Genomic DNA, 15680 nt, shown 5'->3' with positions numbered 1-15680 from the left:
CGATGGTGCAGCGGCTGGCTAGAATCGCCCGTGGCTTTGCCGATCCGCTGTCTGCTGCGAACAACTCCGCTTTCCTGGCGGGCGGGCTATTATCCTTGCTCCGAGCATGCGGATCAGCCAGAAGACTCCGCGGCGCAAGCGGTTTTCCCTACAAATACAAAGGTGTCCACATGCACTGCAGATATCGTCTATTCCCCCTGGCTGTACTGGCAAGCTTTGGCATGGCCGGACCCCAGCTGGCCCAGGCGGGCGGGCTGATGCTCTATGAAATCGGTAGCGACAATACCGGCCTGGCCAACGCCGGCGCCGCCGCACGGGCCCAGGGCCCCGCCACCATCGCCAGCAACATTGCCGGGCTCAGCTACCTGGAAGGCACTCAGGTCAGCGGTGGCCTGGTGGGGCTGGTAGGGCATCTGGAGGTGGATTACGACGCCAGCACCAATGTTCCGGGCGGCAACAGCGGCAATGCGGTGGAGTTCATTCCCGGCGCCAGCTTCTTTGCCAGCCACCGGCTGGACGAGCAGTGGACGCTGGGCTTCGGAACCTTCAGCAACTTCGGCCTGAGCGAGAACTACGACAATGACTGGTCGGGCCGCTACTACATGCAGAACGCCACCCTGGGCGGCTTGTCCTTCGTGCCCGGCGCGGCCTACAGGCTCGACGAGCAGTGGTCGCTGGGTGTTGGCCTGCAGGCCATGTACGGCATCGTCGAGAGCCAGATGGCCGTCAACAACGATCCGCTCGGCGTGCTCAACCGCCCGGACGGGCAGCTCAAGTACAAGGACGAGGACTGGGGCTATGGCGGCAATCTCGGACTGATTTTCGCCCCGCGGCAAGGCACCCGGATCGGCCTCAGCTACACCAGCAAGATTGATCTGGATTTCGAGGACGGCCTGGATTTCTCCAGTATCGATGCGCTTTACGAGCCGCTCAACGGGGTGAATACCAAGCTGGATATGACCGTGCCGCAGACCGCGACCCTGAGCCTGTACCAGCAGGTCACGCCGCGCTGGGCAATGCTGGCCAGCGCCGGCTGGCAGGACTGGTCGGAGTTCGGCGAGGTGTATGTCCAGCTGGATACCGATACCCAGCGCGCGACCACGCTCGACCAAGAGTATGACGATACCTGGCACCTCTCGGTGGGCAGCCAGTACCAGGCGACCGAGCAACTATTGTGGAACCTCGGCGTGGCCTATGACAGTTCGCCTGTCTCTGACAGCAAGCGCAGCTGGGCGTTGCCCATGGGCGACGTCTGGCGGCTGGGCACCGGACTGACCTATGCGCTGGACCCGCAGACCGATGTCAATTTCAGCTATGCGCTGGTGTGGTTCGGCGATATCTCGGTTTCACAGACCCGGACACTGCCGGCGAGTGACCCGGCCCAGGTTTCCGGCAGCTTCAATGATGCCTGGATCCAGGCCTTCAGCGGCAGCATGACCTGGCGCTTCTGAGTGCTGGCGGCGGTCGCGAGCCAGCGGCTTCGACGGAGATGACGGCGGGCGGGGTGGATCCTGTCCTGCCTGCAGCGCAGTAGTTCTCACACAGCCTGCGGGATGGCGTTTCTACCCGCGGGACTACTATTCAAGGGCCCGATCAATAGTCAATGCCGGGCTATCCTCCTGATTGGCGTCAAGGCGCAAACAGATCATCTGCAACAGGCAAAGGAGTCACGCATATGTACAGCTTCAATTGGCGGCGCGGTAGTGCAGGGCTCAGCCTTGCCCTGGCCGCTTGGTGCGCCCAGTTGGCCCCGGCGCTCCACGCCGACCAGATCATTGGCACGTCCGGCTCTCCCAGTGCCAGCCGCGTGCTCTCCGGTCAGCAGCTGCCGGCGCCGGAGATGCCCTTCGCTGGCACAATCAAGGAGGGTGCGCTGCAGTCCACGCCCTGGTGGGAGCCGCGCATCGTGCCGCCCGAGGGTGCGCCCAACGTGCTGCTGGTGATCACCGATGACGCCGGTTTTGGTGTGCCCAGCACCTTCGGCGGGGTGATTCCCACGCCGACCATGGACCGTATTGCCGCCGAGGGCCTGCGCTACAACCGCATGTTCTCCACCGCACTCTGCTCGCCAACCCGCGCGGCGCTGATCACCGGACGCAACCATCACTCCGCCGGCTTTGGGGTGATCTCCGAGCAGTCCACGGGCTACCCCGGTTACAACTCGATCATCGCCGAGGACAAGGCCACCATCGGCCGTATCCTCAAAGACAATGGCTACTCCACCGCTTGGTTCGGCAAGGACCACAACACTCCGGCTTTTGCCGCCAGTCAATCCGGCCCGTTTGATCAATGGCCAACCGGCATGGGCTTCGAGTATTTCTACGGTTTTGTCGGTGGTGATGCCAACCAGTGGGCGCCGAACCTGTTCCGCAACACCACGCAGATCTACCCGTTCCAAGGCCAGGAAGGCAAGTGGAACCTGGTCACGGCCATGGCCGATGACGCGATCGATTACATGACGCGGATGCACCAGATCGCCCCGACCAAGCCGATCTTCATCAAGTACGCGCCGGGTGCCACCCACGCACCACACCACCCGACCAAGGAGTGGGTGGACAAGATCAGCGCCATGCACCTGTTCGATGATGGTTACGAGAAACTGCGCGAGCGCATCTTCGCCAACCAGCAAAAGCTGGGTGTGATTCCCAAGGATCTGACCTTGACCCCCTGGCCGAGCGAGGTGATCAAGCCCTGGGATCAGCTCACCGACGTGGAGAAGAAGCTGTTCATCCGCCAGGTCGAGGTGTTCGCTGCTTTCGCGGCCTACAACGACCATGAGATCGGCCGTGTGATCCAGGGCTTTGAGGATCTGGGGCGGCTCGACAATACGCTGGTCATCTACATCAACGGTGACAATGGCACTTCGGCCGAAGGCGGGCCGCTGGGCACCCCGAATGAGGTGGCGTTCTTCAATGGCATCGGTGCGATGCCGGCCGAAATGCAAATGAAGTGGTACGACGTCTGGGGCACCGAGCAGACCTACAACCACATGTCGGCCGGCTGGTCGTGGGCCTTCGATACGCCGTTCGACTGGTTCAAGCAGAACGCCTCGCGCCTGGGCGGCATCAACCAGAACATGGTGGTGTCGTGGCCGGCGCGGATCAAGGACAAGGGCGCGCTGCGCGAACAGTTCGTGCATGTCATCGACGTGGTGCCAACCATTCTGCAGGCCGCTGGGATCAAGGCGCCTGAAGTGGTCGACGGGATCAAGCAGGCGCCAATCGAGGGCACCAGCTTCCTCTACACCTTCGACAAGGCCAACGCCAAGGTGCCGTCGCAGCACAAGGTCCAGTACTTCGAGATGATGGGCCAATGGGCGCTGTATGAAGATGGCTGGCTGCTCAGCACCAAGGTCAACCGGGCCCCGTGGCAGGCGTTCGGGCCGGCCAATCCGGACCCGCTGAACAATCAGGTGTTCCAGCTGTACAACCTGAATGAAAACTTCAACCAGACGGAAGATGTGGCTGCCAAGTACCCGCAGAAGGTCGAGGCAATGCGCGCCAGGTTCCTCGCCGAAGCGAAGCAGCATCAGGTACTGCCGATGGATGCCTCGGTGGCCGCGCGGATCGTCGCGCCGCGCCCGAATATCACCGCCGGGCGCAGCCAGTTCGTCTACACCCAGCCGATGGTTGGCCTGCCGCAAGGCGACTCGCCGAGCATTCTCAATGCGTCCTACACCATCAGCGCCGACATCGAGGTGCCGCAGGGTGGCGCCGAAGGCATGCTGGTGACCTCCGGTGGCCGGTTTGCCGGGTATGGCTTCTACCTGAAAGACAGCAAGCCGGTGTTTCTGTGGAATCTGGTCGACCTGGAGCGCCTGAAGTGGGAGGGCAGCGAGGCGCTGTCCCCGGGCCGCCATACCCTTGAGTTTGACTTCAGGTACTCAGGCCTGGGCGCCGGGACCCTGGCGTACAACAACTTCTCCGGCGTAGGCCGGCCGGGGGTTGGCACGCTGAAGGTGGACGGCAAGGTGGTCGCCACGCAAGAGATGAACAAGACCCTGCCGATGATCCTGCAGTGGGACGAGAGCTTCGATATCGGTTCCGACACCCTGACCGGGGTGAACGATGCCGATTACCAGCCGCCCTTCACTTTCACCGGCAAGCTCAACAAGTTGACCGTCGATATCGACCGGCCGAAACTCACGCCGGAAGACATCAAGAAGCTTGAGACGGCCATGCAGACCAAGGACTGAACCTCCCTGGCGTTAGAATGCGGGGCGCTTGGCGCCCCGTTTTTATGTTCGGCCTGCGGGCCTTGCTCAAGGAGTTTGCATGACCCCGAAACCAACCTGTGCCGGTCTCGGCCTGCTGCTGGCCCTGGCTGCTCCAGCCGTCCTGGCCGGTTTCGACGAAGCGGCGGCGGCCTTTGCCGCGGCCGACTACGCCACGGCGCAGAGCGAGTTGCGCCCGCTTCTGGACAAGCACGACCCGCGCGCCCAGTACGCCATGGGCGTGCTCTATGAGAACGGCTTCGGGGTCAGCAAGGATCTGCCGCAGGCCGCGGCCTGGTACCTGAAGGCGGCCGAGCAGGGCAACAGCGATGCGCAGTACAACCTCGGCGCGATGCACGAACACGGCGTCGGCATGCCGGTGAACTACCCGGAGGCGGCACGCTGGTATCGTCCGGCTGCCGAGCAGGGCGACATCGATGCCTTGAGCAACCTCGGCGTGCTCTATCAGAACGGCCAGGGGGTGGCGCAGGACAAGGTGCTGGCGCTGGCGCTGTACAACGTTTCGGTCGCCTATGCCGGCAACGGCCAGACCCAGGCCGCGCAGAACCGCCAGGGCCTGGCCAACCAGATGCCGCTGGACGAGGTCAAGCAGGCGTTGGCACTGACCGAGGCGTTGCTCAAGCCGGGCAACCTGCAGCCGGGACTGGAGCAATACCTCGAACAAACGGCGCGCTGAGCCAGCCGGTCCGGCAAATGCGTGCTTAACACGCCGTTGAAAAGGATCTGTACGCGTGCTTGTCGCAGGGTGGGCTTCAGCCCACCAAAACAGGCCGCGCAAATGGTGGGCTGAAGCCCACCCTACGCCCACCCTACGCCGACCCTATGCGGGAAACAGCAGGTTCAACCACTCACGCGGACAACACCTGGGCAAACGCAGAATCGGCAACGCCGGTAATTGTTCAACGGCCGGTTAACTCGCCGGCCTGCGCAGGCCAGGCTTGACCACGGTCAAGGCCGGTTGCGCCGGGCCGGGCACAGTGTCACTCCCCTAACCTCTTGCAGGCAGACCCATGCAGATCGTGGAAAAACGCCAGGCCCTGAAAATCCCGCCATTGCTGCGTCTGGCATTCCGTCCGTTCTTCCTGTTCGGCAGCCTGTTCGCCGTGCTGGCGATCACCCTGTGGGTGCATGCGTACCTCGGCATGACGGGCGGCTGGCAACCGCAGGGCGGCTGGCTGGCCTGGCACCGGCATGAGCTGGTGTTCGGCTTTGCCGCGGCGATCATCGCCGGCTTCCTGCTCACCGCGGTGCAGACCTGGACCGGGCGGCCGAGCCTGTCCGGCTGGCCGCTGGCCGGTTTGTTCGGCGTCTGGCTGGGGGCGCGCCTGAGCTGGCTGCCGGGTTCGCCGCTGTGGCTGCTGCTGGCGCTGAACCTGCTGTTCCTGCTGCTGGTGGCGCTGGCCATGGCACGCCTGCTGTGGGCGGTGCGGCAGCAGAAGAACTACCCGGTGGTGGCCATCCTGCTGTTGCTGTGGCTCGCCGATGCGCAGTGTCTGGCCGGCCTGGCGCTGGACGACCAGGACTGGCAGCGCCGCGCGGTGCTGGCGGCGGTGTGGCTGGTGGCGGCAATGATGACGCTGATCGGCGGGCGGGTGATTCCGTTCTTCATCCAGCGCGGGCTGAACCGGGCGACCGCGGTGGCGCCGCTGGTGTGGCTGGACTGGGCGCTGTTGCTGGGCACCGCGCTGGTGGCGCTGTTGCATGCCGGCGGTGTGGCCCTGCAGCCGAGCCCGCTGGTCGGGCTGCTGTTCCTGCTGCTGGCGCTCGGTCATGGCCTGCGCCTGCTGCGCTGGCAGGATCGCGGCCTGTGGCGGGTGCCGCTGCTGTGGTCGCTGTACCTGGCCTATGCCTGGCTGGTGCTGGCCTGCGCCGGCATGGCGCTGTGGCACGCCGGCTGGCTGGCCAGTTCGAGCCAGGCGCTGCACGCGCTGACGGTGGGTGGCATGGCCGGGCTGATTCTGGCCATGCTGGCGCGGGTCAGCCTGGGGCACACCGGGCGTCCGCTGGTGCTGCCCAGGGGCATGTCGTGGGCCTTTGCCCTGCTCAATGCCGGGGCGTTCGCCCGGGTATTCCTGGTCGGCCTGTGGCCGCAGGGCAGCCTGTGGCTGGCGCTGCTGTGCTGGACGCTGGCATTCGGCCTGTTCCTCTGGCGCTATGCGCCGATGCTCTGCCGCACGCGGGCGGACGGCCATCCCGGCTGAGGCCGGCGCGGTTCCAGGTCATACCTCCAACGGGGAATGGTTGAACGGCGCCGGGACAGGCAGTCTGCCGGCAGACCTTTTCCGGAGACTCCCGTCATGGCCCACCTGTCCGTTAGCGAATTCCAGCCCCTGCAGATTGCCGTGCTGACCATCAGCGATACGCGCACCATGGAGACCGATACCTCGGGGCAGGTGCTGGTCAATGGCCTGCAGTCCGCCGGCCATCAGCTCGCCGGCCGCGCCCTGGTGGTGGACGACATCTGGCAGATCCGCGCGCGGGTCAGCCAGTGGATTGCCGACCCGCTGGTACAGGTCGTGCTGCTGACCGGCGGCACCGGCTTCACCGCGCGGGACAACACGCCGCAGGCGGTGGCCCCGCTGCTGGACAAGCAGGTGGACGGTTTCGGCGAACTGTTCCGCCTGCTCTCGCTGGAAGAAATCGGCACCTCCAGCCTGCAGTCGCGGGCGCTGGCCGGGATCAGCAACGGCACCCTGGTCTGCTGCCTGCCCGGCTCGCCGAATGCCTGCCGTACCGGCTGGCAGAAGATCCTCCTCGAACAGCTCGACAGCCGTACCCGGCCGTGCAATTTCGTCCCCCATCTCAAGCGCCAGGCCGAGCAGCCAACGCCGCTCTGCGGGACGCGCACATGAGTGCCTGCGGCTGCGCTGCCGACGGCCTGCGCCCGGTCGACCAGGCCATCGCCGAGCTGCTGGCACGGGTTCCGCCCCTCCCAGCAGTGGAGCAAGTGGCGCTGGCGGACGCGCTCGGCCGGGTGCTGGCCGAGTCAGTGGCGGCGCCCTTCGCCGTCCCGCAGTGGGACAACAGCGCCATGGACGGCTATGCCCTGCGTGCCGCCGACCTGGCGCCGGGCGGCGGCAGCCTGCCGCTGGGCGGGCGGATTGCCGCCGGCGATAGCGCGCAACAGGCGCTGCTCGCCGGGCATGTCGCGCGGATCTTCACCGGCGCGCCGTTGCCGTCGGGCGCTGACAGCGTGGTGGCGCAGGAAGATTGCCGGCTGGCGGACGGGCGCGTCTGGCTGCCCGCCGTGGTGCCGGGCCAGCATGTGCGCCGGCAGGGCGAAGAACTCGCCGCCGGCGCCCCGCTGCTGGCCGCCGGCCAACGCCTGCGCGCGCAGGAACTGGGCTTGCTGGCCAGCTGCGGCCTGGCCCGGGTGGCGGTCTACCGGCGCCTGCGCGTGGGTCTGCTGAGCAGCGGCGACGAACTGCGCGAGCCCGGCGAGCCGTTGCGGCCCGGGCAGATCTACGACGCCAACCGCTACAGCCTGCGCGGCGTGCTGCAGGGCCTGGGGCTGGAGGTGCGTGACTACGGCTGCAGCACCGACGACCTGGCGGCCACCCGTGCAGCCTTGCTGCGCGCAGCGGCCGAATGCGATGTACTGCTCAGCTCCGGCGGCGTTTCGGTGGGCGAGGAAGACCATCTCAAGCAGGCGGTGGCCGAGCTGGGCGAGCTGCAGCTGTGGCGCCTGGCGATCCAGCCGGGCAAGCCGCTGGCATTCGGCGCGGTGGCCGGCAAGCCGTGGCTCGGCCTGCCGGGCAATCCGGCGGCAGCGCTGATCACCGCGCTGGTGGTGGCGCGGCCCTTCCTGCTGCGCGCCCAGGGTTGCCAGGACGTGTTGCCGCAGGCGTTGCGCCTGCCGGCGGGGTTTGCCTGGCACAAGGCCAACGGCCGCCGCCAGTACCTGCGCGCGCGTCTGGAAACCCATGATGGCCAGTTGTGCGTGTGCCTGCACCCGCGCCAGGGCTCGGCCATGCTGACCTCGGCCTGCTGGGCCGATGGTCTGGCACTGGTCGAGGCTGGCCAGCTGCTGGACGCCGGCGAAGCGGTCGCTTACCTGCCGTTCAGCGCCCTGCTCGGCCCTTGAGGCGGCAGCCGCCGGGCACGGAGCCGGACTCCGCTGGCCGCGCACCCCGCTGCCGCGGCACACCCCAGCAAGCCCTTTGCGCTGCCGATCCCTTCGGCATTTTGGCAGCCTTGACCGGCATCATGGTGATTGCCGCGCCAGCGCCTAAAGTGGCCGCCACCGATTAGTGATGGAGTGAATCCCATGCAACTGGTTTGTCCGGCAGGCAGCCTGCCCGCACTCAAGGCCGCCGTGCGCGAAGGTGCCGATGCGATCTACGCGGGCTTTCGCGATGACACCAATGCACGCCATTTCGCTGGCCTCAACCTGGATGAACAGCAGCTGGATAGCGGCCTGCAGCTGATCCGCCAGCAGCGCCGCAAGCTCTACCTGGCGGTGAATACCTACGCGCAGCCGGCCGGCTGGGCGCGCTGGCAGCGGGCGGTGGATTGTGCCGCCGACCTCGGCGTGGATGCGCTGATCGCGGCCGATCCCGGGGTGCTGGCCTATGCCAGCCGGCGCCATCCCGGGCTCAACCTGCATCTTTCGGTGCAGGGCTCGGCGACCAACCTGGCGGCCCTGCTGCTGTACCAGCAGCGCTACAACATTCGCCGGGCGGTGTTGCCGCGGGTGCTGTCGCTGGCGCAGGTGCGGCAACTGGCCGGCAAGAGCCCGGTACCGCTGGAGGTGTTCGCCTTCGGCAGCCTGTGCATCATGGCCGAGGGCCGCTGCCACCTGTCGTCCTACCTGACCGGCGAGTCGCCGAACCTGTGCGGGGTCTGTTCGCCGGCCAGCGCGGTGCGCTGGCAGGAAGACGCCGACGGGCTCAGTGCCAGGCTCAACGGCGTGTTGATCGACCGCTATGGAGCCGCTGAGCCTGCGGGCTATCCGACCCTGTGCAAGGGCCGCTTCCTGGTCAATGGCCAGCGCTTTCATGCGCTGGAGGAACCGACCAGCCTGAACACCCTCGACCTGATTCCGCAGCTGGCCGCGCTCGGCATCGCGGCGGTGAAGATCGAGGGCCGCCAGCGCAGCCCGGCCTATGTCGAGCAGGTCACCCGGGTCTGGCGCGCGGCGCTGGATGCGCATGCCCGCGCCCCGCAGGCGTTCAGCGTGCAGCCGCAGTGGCAGCGGGCGCTGCAGGCAGTCTCCGAAGGCAGCCAGACCACCCTGGGCGCCTACCATCGGGCCTGGCAATGAGGAACACGCGATGAAACTGAGTCTGGGGCCGCTGCTGTTCTTCTGGCCGCGCGCAACGCTGCTGGAATTCTATGCCGAGCTGGCGCCCCAGCCGCTGGACGCCATCTACCTGGGCGAGACGGTCTGCTCCAAGCGCCGCGAACTGGGCCTGGATGACTGGCTCGGGCTGGCCCGCGAGCTGCGCCAGTGCAGCAGGGCCGAACTGCTGCTGTCCGGGCTGGCGCTGGTCGAGGCCGGTTCCGAGCTGTCCAGCCTGCGGCGCCTGTGCGACAACGGTGAGCTGCGCGTCGAGGCCAACGACATGGGCGCGGTGCAGTTCCTGCGCGAGCGCGGCCTGCCCTTCGTCGCCGGTCCGGCACTGAACCTGTACAACGGCCATGCCCTGGCCGAACTGATCGATTGCGGCCTGCAGCGCTGGGTGCCGCCGGTGGAGTGTTCCGCGGCACTGCTCGAGGCCACCCTGCAGCAGCTCGACAGCCTAGGCGTGGCCCGCCCCGAGGTGGAAGTATTCGCCTACGGCCACCTGCCGCTGGCCTACTCGGCGCGCTGCTTCAGCGCGCGGGCGGAGAACCGGCCGAAGGACGATTGCGCGCTGTGCTGCCGCAACTACCCGGAGGGCATTGCGTTGCGCAGCCAGGAAGGCGCCGAACTGTTCACCCTCAACGGCATCCAGACCCTGTCGGCGGGGGTCAGCAACCTGCTGGCCGACTACCCGCGGCTGCAGGCGCTGGGCGTCGACATGCTGCGCCTGAGCCCGCGGGCCAGCGGCATGCGCGAAGTGGTCGCGGCCTTCGACCGGGTGCGCAACGGCGCGCTGCCACCGCTCGCCGTCGACGGCTGCAACGGCTACTGGCACGGCCTTCCGGGCATGCTGCGGGCCGAGGCGGCCGGCTTATGCTGAAGCCGGCGGGCCTGGCCTTGCGCCTGGGCGAGCGACTGTTGCCGCTGGGGCGTCATCTGCCCTTCGTGCTGCAGCAGCAGGCGCTGCAGCAGCTGACCGGCTGGCTGTTTGCCGCGGCGCTGGCCGATGGCCGTTTCGAACTGCTGCGCGGGCGCTGGCTGCGCCTGGAGGTCAGCGACCTCGGCCTGGCCTGGTGCGTCAGCCGCGGCCCGGCGGGCCTGCAGGTGGCGGCGCAGGCGCCGGTGGATGTGTGCATCCGCGGCAACTGGCGCGAGTTCCTGCTGCTGGCCAGCCGCCGCGAGGATCCGGACACCCTGTTCTTCCGTCGGCGTCTGCTGATCGAAGGCGATACCGAGCTGGGCCTGGCGCTGAAGAACCTGATCGACAGCCTTGATCCGGATGATCTGCCGGCGCCGCTGTGGCGCCTGCTGGGTGATCTGGGGGACGAGCTGTGCGCCGTCAACGGCTCAAGCCGCGCTTGGAAATAAATAAATCGTTGTTTTATATATGAATTAATAAAATAACGGGCCCTGTAGGAGCCAGCTTGCTGGCGATCCTGGCAGGTCAAAAGCATCGCCAGCAAGCTGGCTCCTACAGTGTTGGTTGCGCGACAGTGCGGCGTCGGGGCCGATGGACCGGTGTCGCTACCGGTTCAGCTCACCGGGCGCAGTGGTTGGCGCGGGGGTTTCGGCTGCAGGCGGTCGCTGGCGATCAGCTCGCCGAGTTCGGCGAACAGCTGGTCGGCGTCCGCGCTGCTGCAGTCCTCGCCGTAGCGCTTCTTCAGGCCGCGCTGGCTGAGAATCAGGTGGTAGCTGGCGCTCACCCCGTGTTGCGCCAGGCAGCCCTTGACGCACTGCAGCGGGCAGCCGTCGATGGCCAGGATCGGCCGGCCGGAATTGGCCTTGTCGACCAGCGAGGAGACCCGTCCGCCGACCCCGGCGATGCAGGACATCTCGGCCAGCCCGGCACGGTCCAGGCGCACCGCCAGGGTGTTGGCCAGTTGCGCGACGTTGGAACAGCCGGAGCAGGAATACACCAGGGGCAAGGCAGGTTTGGACATGCGGGGTTCTCCTCTGCGCGTTCAGTCGCAATAGCCGGCCAGGCTGGGCCGGTCGAGAATCTGGATGCTGCGCTGCTGCATGGCGATCAGCCCGGCGTCGATCAGACGGTGCAGGATCCGCGAAAAGGTTTCCGGCTGGATGCCCAGCTGGGAGGCGATCAGGCGCTTGGACACGCCCAGCTGGATCTCGCCGTTGGCGTCCTGCGGCGCCTGCGACAGGTAGCGCACCACGCGGCGGCTGGCGTTGGCCAGGGTCAGGGTGTCGATCTCGTTGAGGCGCTGGTGCAGGCGAATGCTGAAGCTGGCCAGCAGGTCCAGGCAGATCTTCGGCTGCTCTTCCAGCAGGTGCCGGTAGTGCGCGCCGTCGATGCTGAGCAGGCTGCTGCCGCGCAGTGCGCTGGCGGTCACCGGGTAACAGCGCGCGCCACTGAACAGCAGGGCTTCGGCGAAGCTCTGCCCGGGCTGGATGACTTCCACCAGCTTTTCCTGGCCCTCGGGCAGGGTGCGGATCAGCTTCATCTGGCCATCGAGCAGCAGGTAGAAGCGCTCGGCCGGGTCGCCCTGATGGAACAGACAGTCAGCGACTTCCAGGCGGCGCAGGTTGGCCAGGCTGCAGACTTCCTGAAACGCCGGCTCGGGCAGGCGGGCGAACAGGTGATGCTGGCGCAGTGCGGCAAGGATGGCGGGATCGGTGAGCATGAGACACCTCCGTGACCTGCATCCTATGGTGCCCGGCCAGCAGTGCCCATTCCTCTGCCGCACTACCTCCAAAGAGGTGGGCGCAGCCTGGCCAAGTGGCGTTACATTCAGCGCCTGGCATGCCACTGTGCCTGGGGCCAGGCTCGCGCCGGCGCGGACAACAGACAGGCACAAACCAAGCAAACGCCCGGAGGCCCGATGGACATCAAGCAACTGCTCGACAACAACCGGTTCTGGTCGGAATCCCTGCGCGCGCGCGACCCGGAGTTCTTTGCCCGCCTGGCCAGCCAGCAGCGTCCGGAGTTCCTCTGGGTCGGTTGCTCCGACAGCCGCGTGCCGGCCAACGAGGTGGTCGGCCTGATGCCCGGCGAGCTGTTCGTGCACCGCAATGTGGCCAACATGGTGGTGGCCACCGACATGAATTTTCTTTCGGTGCTGCAGTATGCGGTGGATGTGCTGCAGGTCCGGCAGGTCATCGTCTGCGGCCACTACGGCTGCGGCGGCGTGCGGGCCGCGCTCGGGCACGCCGAGCTGGGCCTGATCGACAACTGGCTGCGCGCGCTCAAGGGGCTGTATCACCAGCATCTCGACCGGTTTGCCGGGCTGGATGAGGAGGCGCAGGTCAACCTGCTGTGCGAGCTCAACGTGCAGCGCCAGGTGCGCAACGTGTGCCACACCACCATCGTGCAGAACGCCTGGAAGCGCGCCCAGCCACTGACCGTGCACGGCTGGATCTACGGCCTGGAGGACGGGCTGGTCAAGGACCTCGGCGTGACCATCGACGCGGCCGGCCAGCTCGACGCCAGCTTTCTCTACGAAGACTGAACCGCGGCTGGCGCAGGGCGGGTGCAGCCCGCGCACCCCTGCCCGGCGGGTTGCACCCGCCCTGCGGGCTTGCCGGCCTTCAGCGCGGCGCAAGCGCCGCCCACACAAGCCGCAACGCCACCCGTCGTCCCGGCTCAAACACTTCCGGTGGGCGCTGTTGTAGGGCGGGTGCAACCCGCGGGTCGCCGTCCGGCGGGCTGCAACATGCAACAGCTCGCGCCGGGGGCAACGCACACCCGGAGCCACCCCCTCTCCCGCCTGCGGGAGAGGGTTGGGGAGAGGGGTTTTTGTCGGTTCCCTCGCCGCGCTGAAGCGGTCTGGCTAACGCCTGCCGTCATCCGGCAGCGGAGTTTCCGCAGTCACCAGCGGCACGTAGCTGCGGCTGTCGCCGCCGGTGATGCTCATGCCGTCACAGGTCAGCCAGGCATGGGCCTGGAACGCGCCGTGCGGATCCTTGCGCGTGCCAATGCTCAGGCTGCTGGCGATGCCCCGGCGCTGCAGCCAGCGCTGCGCGGCCATGGCCTGCACGAAGCAGTCGGCACGCCAGGGCACCCGCGCGGCAACCCGCGGCACGGCAAAGGCAACCCGTGCGGCGATGGCATGGGCGTCCGCTGGCGGCGTCCGGCTCGGCCGGCCGAGTTGGCGGGCCTGGCGCAGCAGTTCTTGCGGGTGCTTCGCGCTCAGACGGTAACGCGCCAGGGCCAGCTCGAAGGCGGCGCGGACCAAGTCGCCCCATCCCACCAGACCCAGCTCGAGCACGGCGCGGATAGTACGCAGCAGGGGCATCAACCTCAGCCCTCGATCACGATGCCGTGGGTCTTGAGGTCGGTAAGGAAGCTGCGCACGTCATTCTCGATCGTCACCTGCTCCACCTCGTACTCGGCGCTGAGCAGGTCGCAGATTTCCGCGGGCGAGTGCTCCTGCTTGAGCAGGGCCCAGATCCGCGTACCCACCGGATCGAGCCCGTAATAGGTGCCGTTTTCCAGGTTGAGCAGCACGGTTTCGTCACCGACACTGCTTTCAATGGCCTGGTCGGAGGGGGTCAGTTTGCTGGTGAGGATGTCCATTGGATGAGGCCTGTATGCATTGCTGAAATGGTTGGGGCTGAGCGCACGTCAAAGTGGCGGCAACGTAGGGTGGACATCGCGTGCAACGAATGTCCACCAGCTCCGCATTGGTGGAAAAGGCTATCGCCGGTTTCCACCCTACAGCGTCGGCCCAGTCAATAACGTGCAGCCAGCCCGGCAATATGGTTGAGCGCCGCCGTGCGCTGGCTGAAGCGCTCCGGGAAGCGCTGCAGCAGGATATCGGCAATCTCGCCCAGCGAGTGCTGGCCGTCAATCAGCGCCAGGCACAGCTGGTCGACGGCATGGGCCGAAGTGGGCTGGGGGATATGGCTGTCGGCGCGCCTGGCCAGTTTCTCTGGTGACAGCACCTGGGAGAGGAAACTGGACTGGCGCATGGTCAGCTCGGGTTTGTCTGCTGCGCCGCTAAACAGCTGGCTGGTCCACGACCATATATAAGAGCCATCGACCAGATTGGCCTTGATCGTGGCTTCGACGCGGTCGCCTTTGCTCAGCGTCAGCGGTTGCTCGAAGGGAAAGAAGGATTGGCCGTACACCAGGCTGGGTTGGTCCGGCGCGTTGGAGAAGCCGATACCGGGAGCCAGTTCGGCGTCGAACCAGAGCAGCAGGCCATGGGCGGTGCCATCGCGCTCGGCCTGCAATACCACCTTGCCGCTCATGTTCGGGTCGCGGATGGTCCGATAGTCCAGCTCCGCCAATTCGGCGCTGGTGGACAGCAGTTGCCCCGGCTGCAGATGGACCCTGCTCCAGTTATTCACGGCATAGCGATGGCCCGCACGCAGGTCCAGACCATAGCGGTTGCGCAGCCAGGGCTCCTCGCAGAACTTGTAGTTGTCCGGATTATTCGCCAATGCCGCGTGGAGCGTGTCGCGCATCGGGATCAGCGTGCCGCCGGGCGCCAGCAGGCGCTCCCGGGCATCGACGATGGTGGCGATGTGGTTCTCGAACAGCGGCAGACTGCCACGAAGGTCCGAGACGATAACATCGGCCTTTTGCTCGGGCAGATGTGCGGTCGACAGCCCCTGGTCGATGCTGATTCGCTCGGCACAGCCATTGGCGATGGCAGTTTCCTGCAGCAGCAAGACGGGATCGGCGGGCTCGATGGCTGTCACTTTGCCTGCCCCGTACCGGCAGGCCAGCAGGGAAAAGATGCCGGTACCGGCGCCGATGTCGATCACCGTGCAGCCCGGCACTATCGCCTGGCGCAGGGCTTCGGCATAGGCCGGCATGCGTGGCTCGCAGGTAATCATGTCGCCGTAGGAACTGACGGAGTAGTCGGTGGGTCCGCTCACTGGGTGCCCGTATCTGCAGGGATTGTGGAGGAGTTCAAGGCGTACAAGGCTATCTGCAAGCAACAACGACATTGGCCTGGGGGAAGAACAATTGAGTCAGGCACCAATCAGGTTTTCATTGAGGGCTGTTGCCCTGCTTCAGCACCTGCTCTTGTTTTTGTTGATCACACAAGCGCCGTTTACGTCCGTGCTTTCAGCCATTGAGCCACTCCCGTTGGCAGTCAACTTGCCCATGTCTCCATACAATGAAAGCCGTGGCGCTTTGTAACGGGGGGCGCGTTTGGGCTCATTGCGCGTTGGGTTGTCCATGATTCTGCCTCT

15 protein-coding genes are annotated in these 15680 nt (G+C 66.5%); 10 read left to right on the top strand and 5 right to left on the bottom strand.

Annotation, left to right across the window (positions count from 1 at the left end; translation table 11 throughout):
- Window positions 1-221 precede the first annotated feature (221 nt).
- From ISX93_RS01205 to ubiT, 9 genes are all read left to right on the top strand, one after another.
- Window positions 222-1451, top strand: coding sequence for an OmpP1/FadL family transporter (locus ISX93_RS01205; RefSeq protein WP_195776860.1), 1230 nt, complete (start codon window positions 222-224; stop codon window positions 1449-1451).
- A 224-nt stretch (window positions 1452-1675) separates the two neighbouring features.
- Window positions 1676-4195: an arylsulfatase gene (locus ISX93_RS01200; protein ID WP_195776859.1), complete on the top strand. Its 2520-nt coding sequence runs from the start codon at window positions 1676-1678 to the stop codon at window positions 4193-4195.
- 79 nt (window positions 4196-4274) lie between these two features.
- Window positions 4275-4910 (top strand): tetratricopeptide repeat protein, encoded by a 636-nt coding sequence (locus ISX93_RS01195; protein WP_195776858.1) that lies wholly within the window; start codon window positions 4275-4277, stop codon window positions 4908-4910.
- 334 nt (window positions 4911-5244) lie between these two features.
- Window positions 5245-6435 (top strand): NnrS family protein, encoded by a 1191-nt coding sequence (locus ISX93_RS01190; RefSeq protein ID WP_195776857.1) that lies wholly within the window; start codon window positions 5245-5247, stop codon window positions 6433-6435.
- A 96-nt stretch (window positions 6436-6531) separates the two neighbouring features.
- Window positions 6532-7086: a molybdenum cofactor biosynthesis protein B gene (gene moaB, locus ISX93_RS01185; protein ID WP_195776856.1), complete on the top strand. Its 555-nt coding sequence runs from the start codon at window positions 6532-6534 to the stop codon at window positions 7084-7086.
- On the top strand, window positions 7083-8318 hold the full coding sequence (locus ISX93_RS01180; protein WP_195776855.1) for a molybdopterin molybdotransferase MoeA: 1236 nt from the start codon (window positions 7083-7085) through the stop codon (window positions 8316-8318). Before moaB ends, ISX93_RS01180 begins: the two co-directional genes overlap by 4 nt.
- A 183-nt stretch (window positions 8319-8501) precedes the next feature.
- Complete coding sequence (gene ubiU, locus ISX93_RS01175) at window positions 8502-9497, top strand: ubiquinone anaerobic biosynthesis protein UbiU (RefSeq protein ID WP_195776854.1); 996 nt, start codon at window positions 8502-8504, stop codon at window positions 9495-9497.
- Window positions 9498-9507: 10 nt separating this feature from the next.
- Window positions 9508-10398: a U32 family peptidase gene (locus tag ISX93_RS01170; protein WP_195776853.1), complete on the top strand. Its 891-nt coding sequence runs from the start codon at window positions 9508-9510 to the stop codon at window positions 10396-10398.
- Entirely contained in the window at window positions 10392-10886 is a 495-nt protein-coding gene (gene ubiT / locus ISX93_RS01165) for a ubiquinone anaerobic biosynthesis accessory factor UbiT (RefSeq protein ID WP_195776852.1), read from the top strand. Before ISX93_RS01170 ends, ubiT begins: the two co-directional genes overlap by 7 nt.
- Before the next feature lie 164 nt (window positions 10887-11050).
- On the opposite strand, the gene ISX93_RS01160 is transcribed toward ubiT, so the two are convergent.
- Together ISX93_RS01160 and ISX93_RS01155 are read right to left on the bottom strand one after the other, a co-directional pair.
- A complete protein-coding gene (locus ISX93_RS01160) occupies window positions 11051-11458 on the bottom strand; it encodes a putative zinc-binding protein (protein ID WP_195776851.1) in 408 nt (135 codons plus the stop codon).
- Window positions 11459-11479: 21 nt separating this feature from the next.
- Entirely contained in the window at window positions 11480-12157 is a 678-nt protein-coding gene (locus ISX93_RS01155) for a Crp/Fnr family transcriptional regulator (protein ID WP_195776850.1), read from the bottom strand.
- Between the two features lie 198 nt (window positions 12158-12355).
- On the opposite strand from ISX93_RS01155, the gene can reads away from it, so the two are divergent.
- Entirely contained in the window at window positions 12356-12982 is a 627-nt protein-coding gene (gene can / locus ISX93_RS01150) for a carbonate dehydratase (protein ID WP_195776849.1), read from the top strand.
- Window positions 12983-13303: 321 nt separating this feature from the next.
- On the opposite strand, the gene ISX93_RS01145 is transcribed toward can, so the two are convergent.
- From ISX93_RS01145 to ISX93_RS01135, 3 genes are all read right to left on the bottom strand, one after another.
- Window positions 13304-13768: a lasso peptide biosynthesis B2 protein gene (locus ISX93_RS01145; protein WP_195776848.1), complete on the bottom strand. Its 465-nt coding sequence runs from the start codon at window positions 13766-13768 to the stop codon at window positions 13304-13306.
- A 5-nt stretch (window positions 13769-13773) separates the two neighbouring features.
- Window positions 13774-14049, bottom strand: coding sequence for a PqqD family protein (locus tag ISX93_RS01140; protein ID WP_195776847.1), 276 nt, complete (start codon window positions 14047-14049; stop codon window positions 13774-13776).
- A 155-nt stretch (window positions 14050-14204) separates the two neighbouring features.
- On the bottom strand, window positions 14205-15359 hold the full coding sequence (locus tag ISX93_RS01135; RefSeq protein WP_195776846.1) for a 50S ribosomal protein L11 methyltransferase: 1155 nt from the start codon (window positions 15357-15359) through the stop codon (window positions 14205-14207).
- Between the last annotated feature and the right edge of the window lie 321 nt (window positions 15360-15680).

Origin of the sequence: Pseudomonas sp. N040 (assembly GCF_015637705.1) — a bacterium.
GTDB lineage: Bacteria > Pseudomonadota > Gammaproteobacteria > Pseudomonadales > Pseudomonadaceae > Aquipseudomonas.
This window is presented reverse-complemented; position numbering and strand designations above follow the sequence as displayed.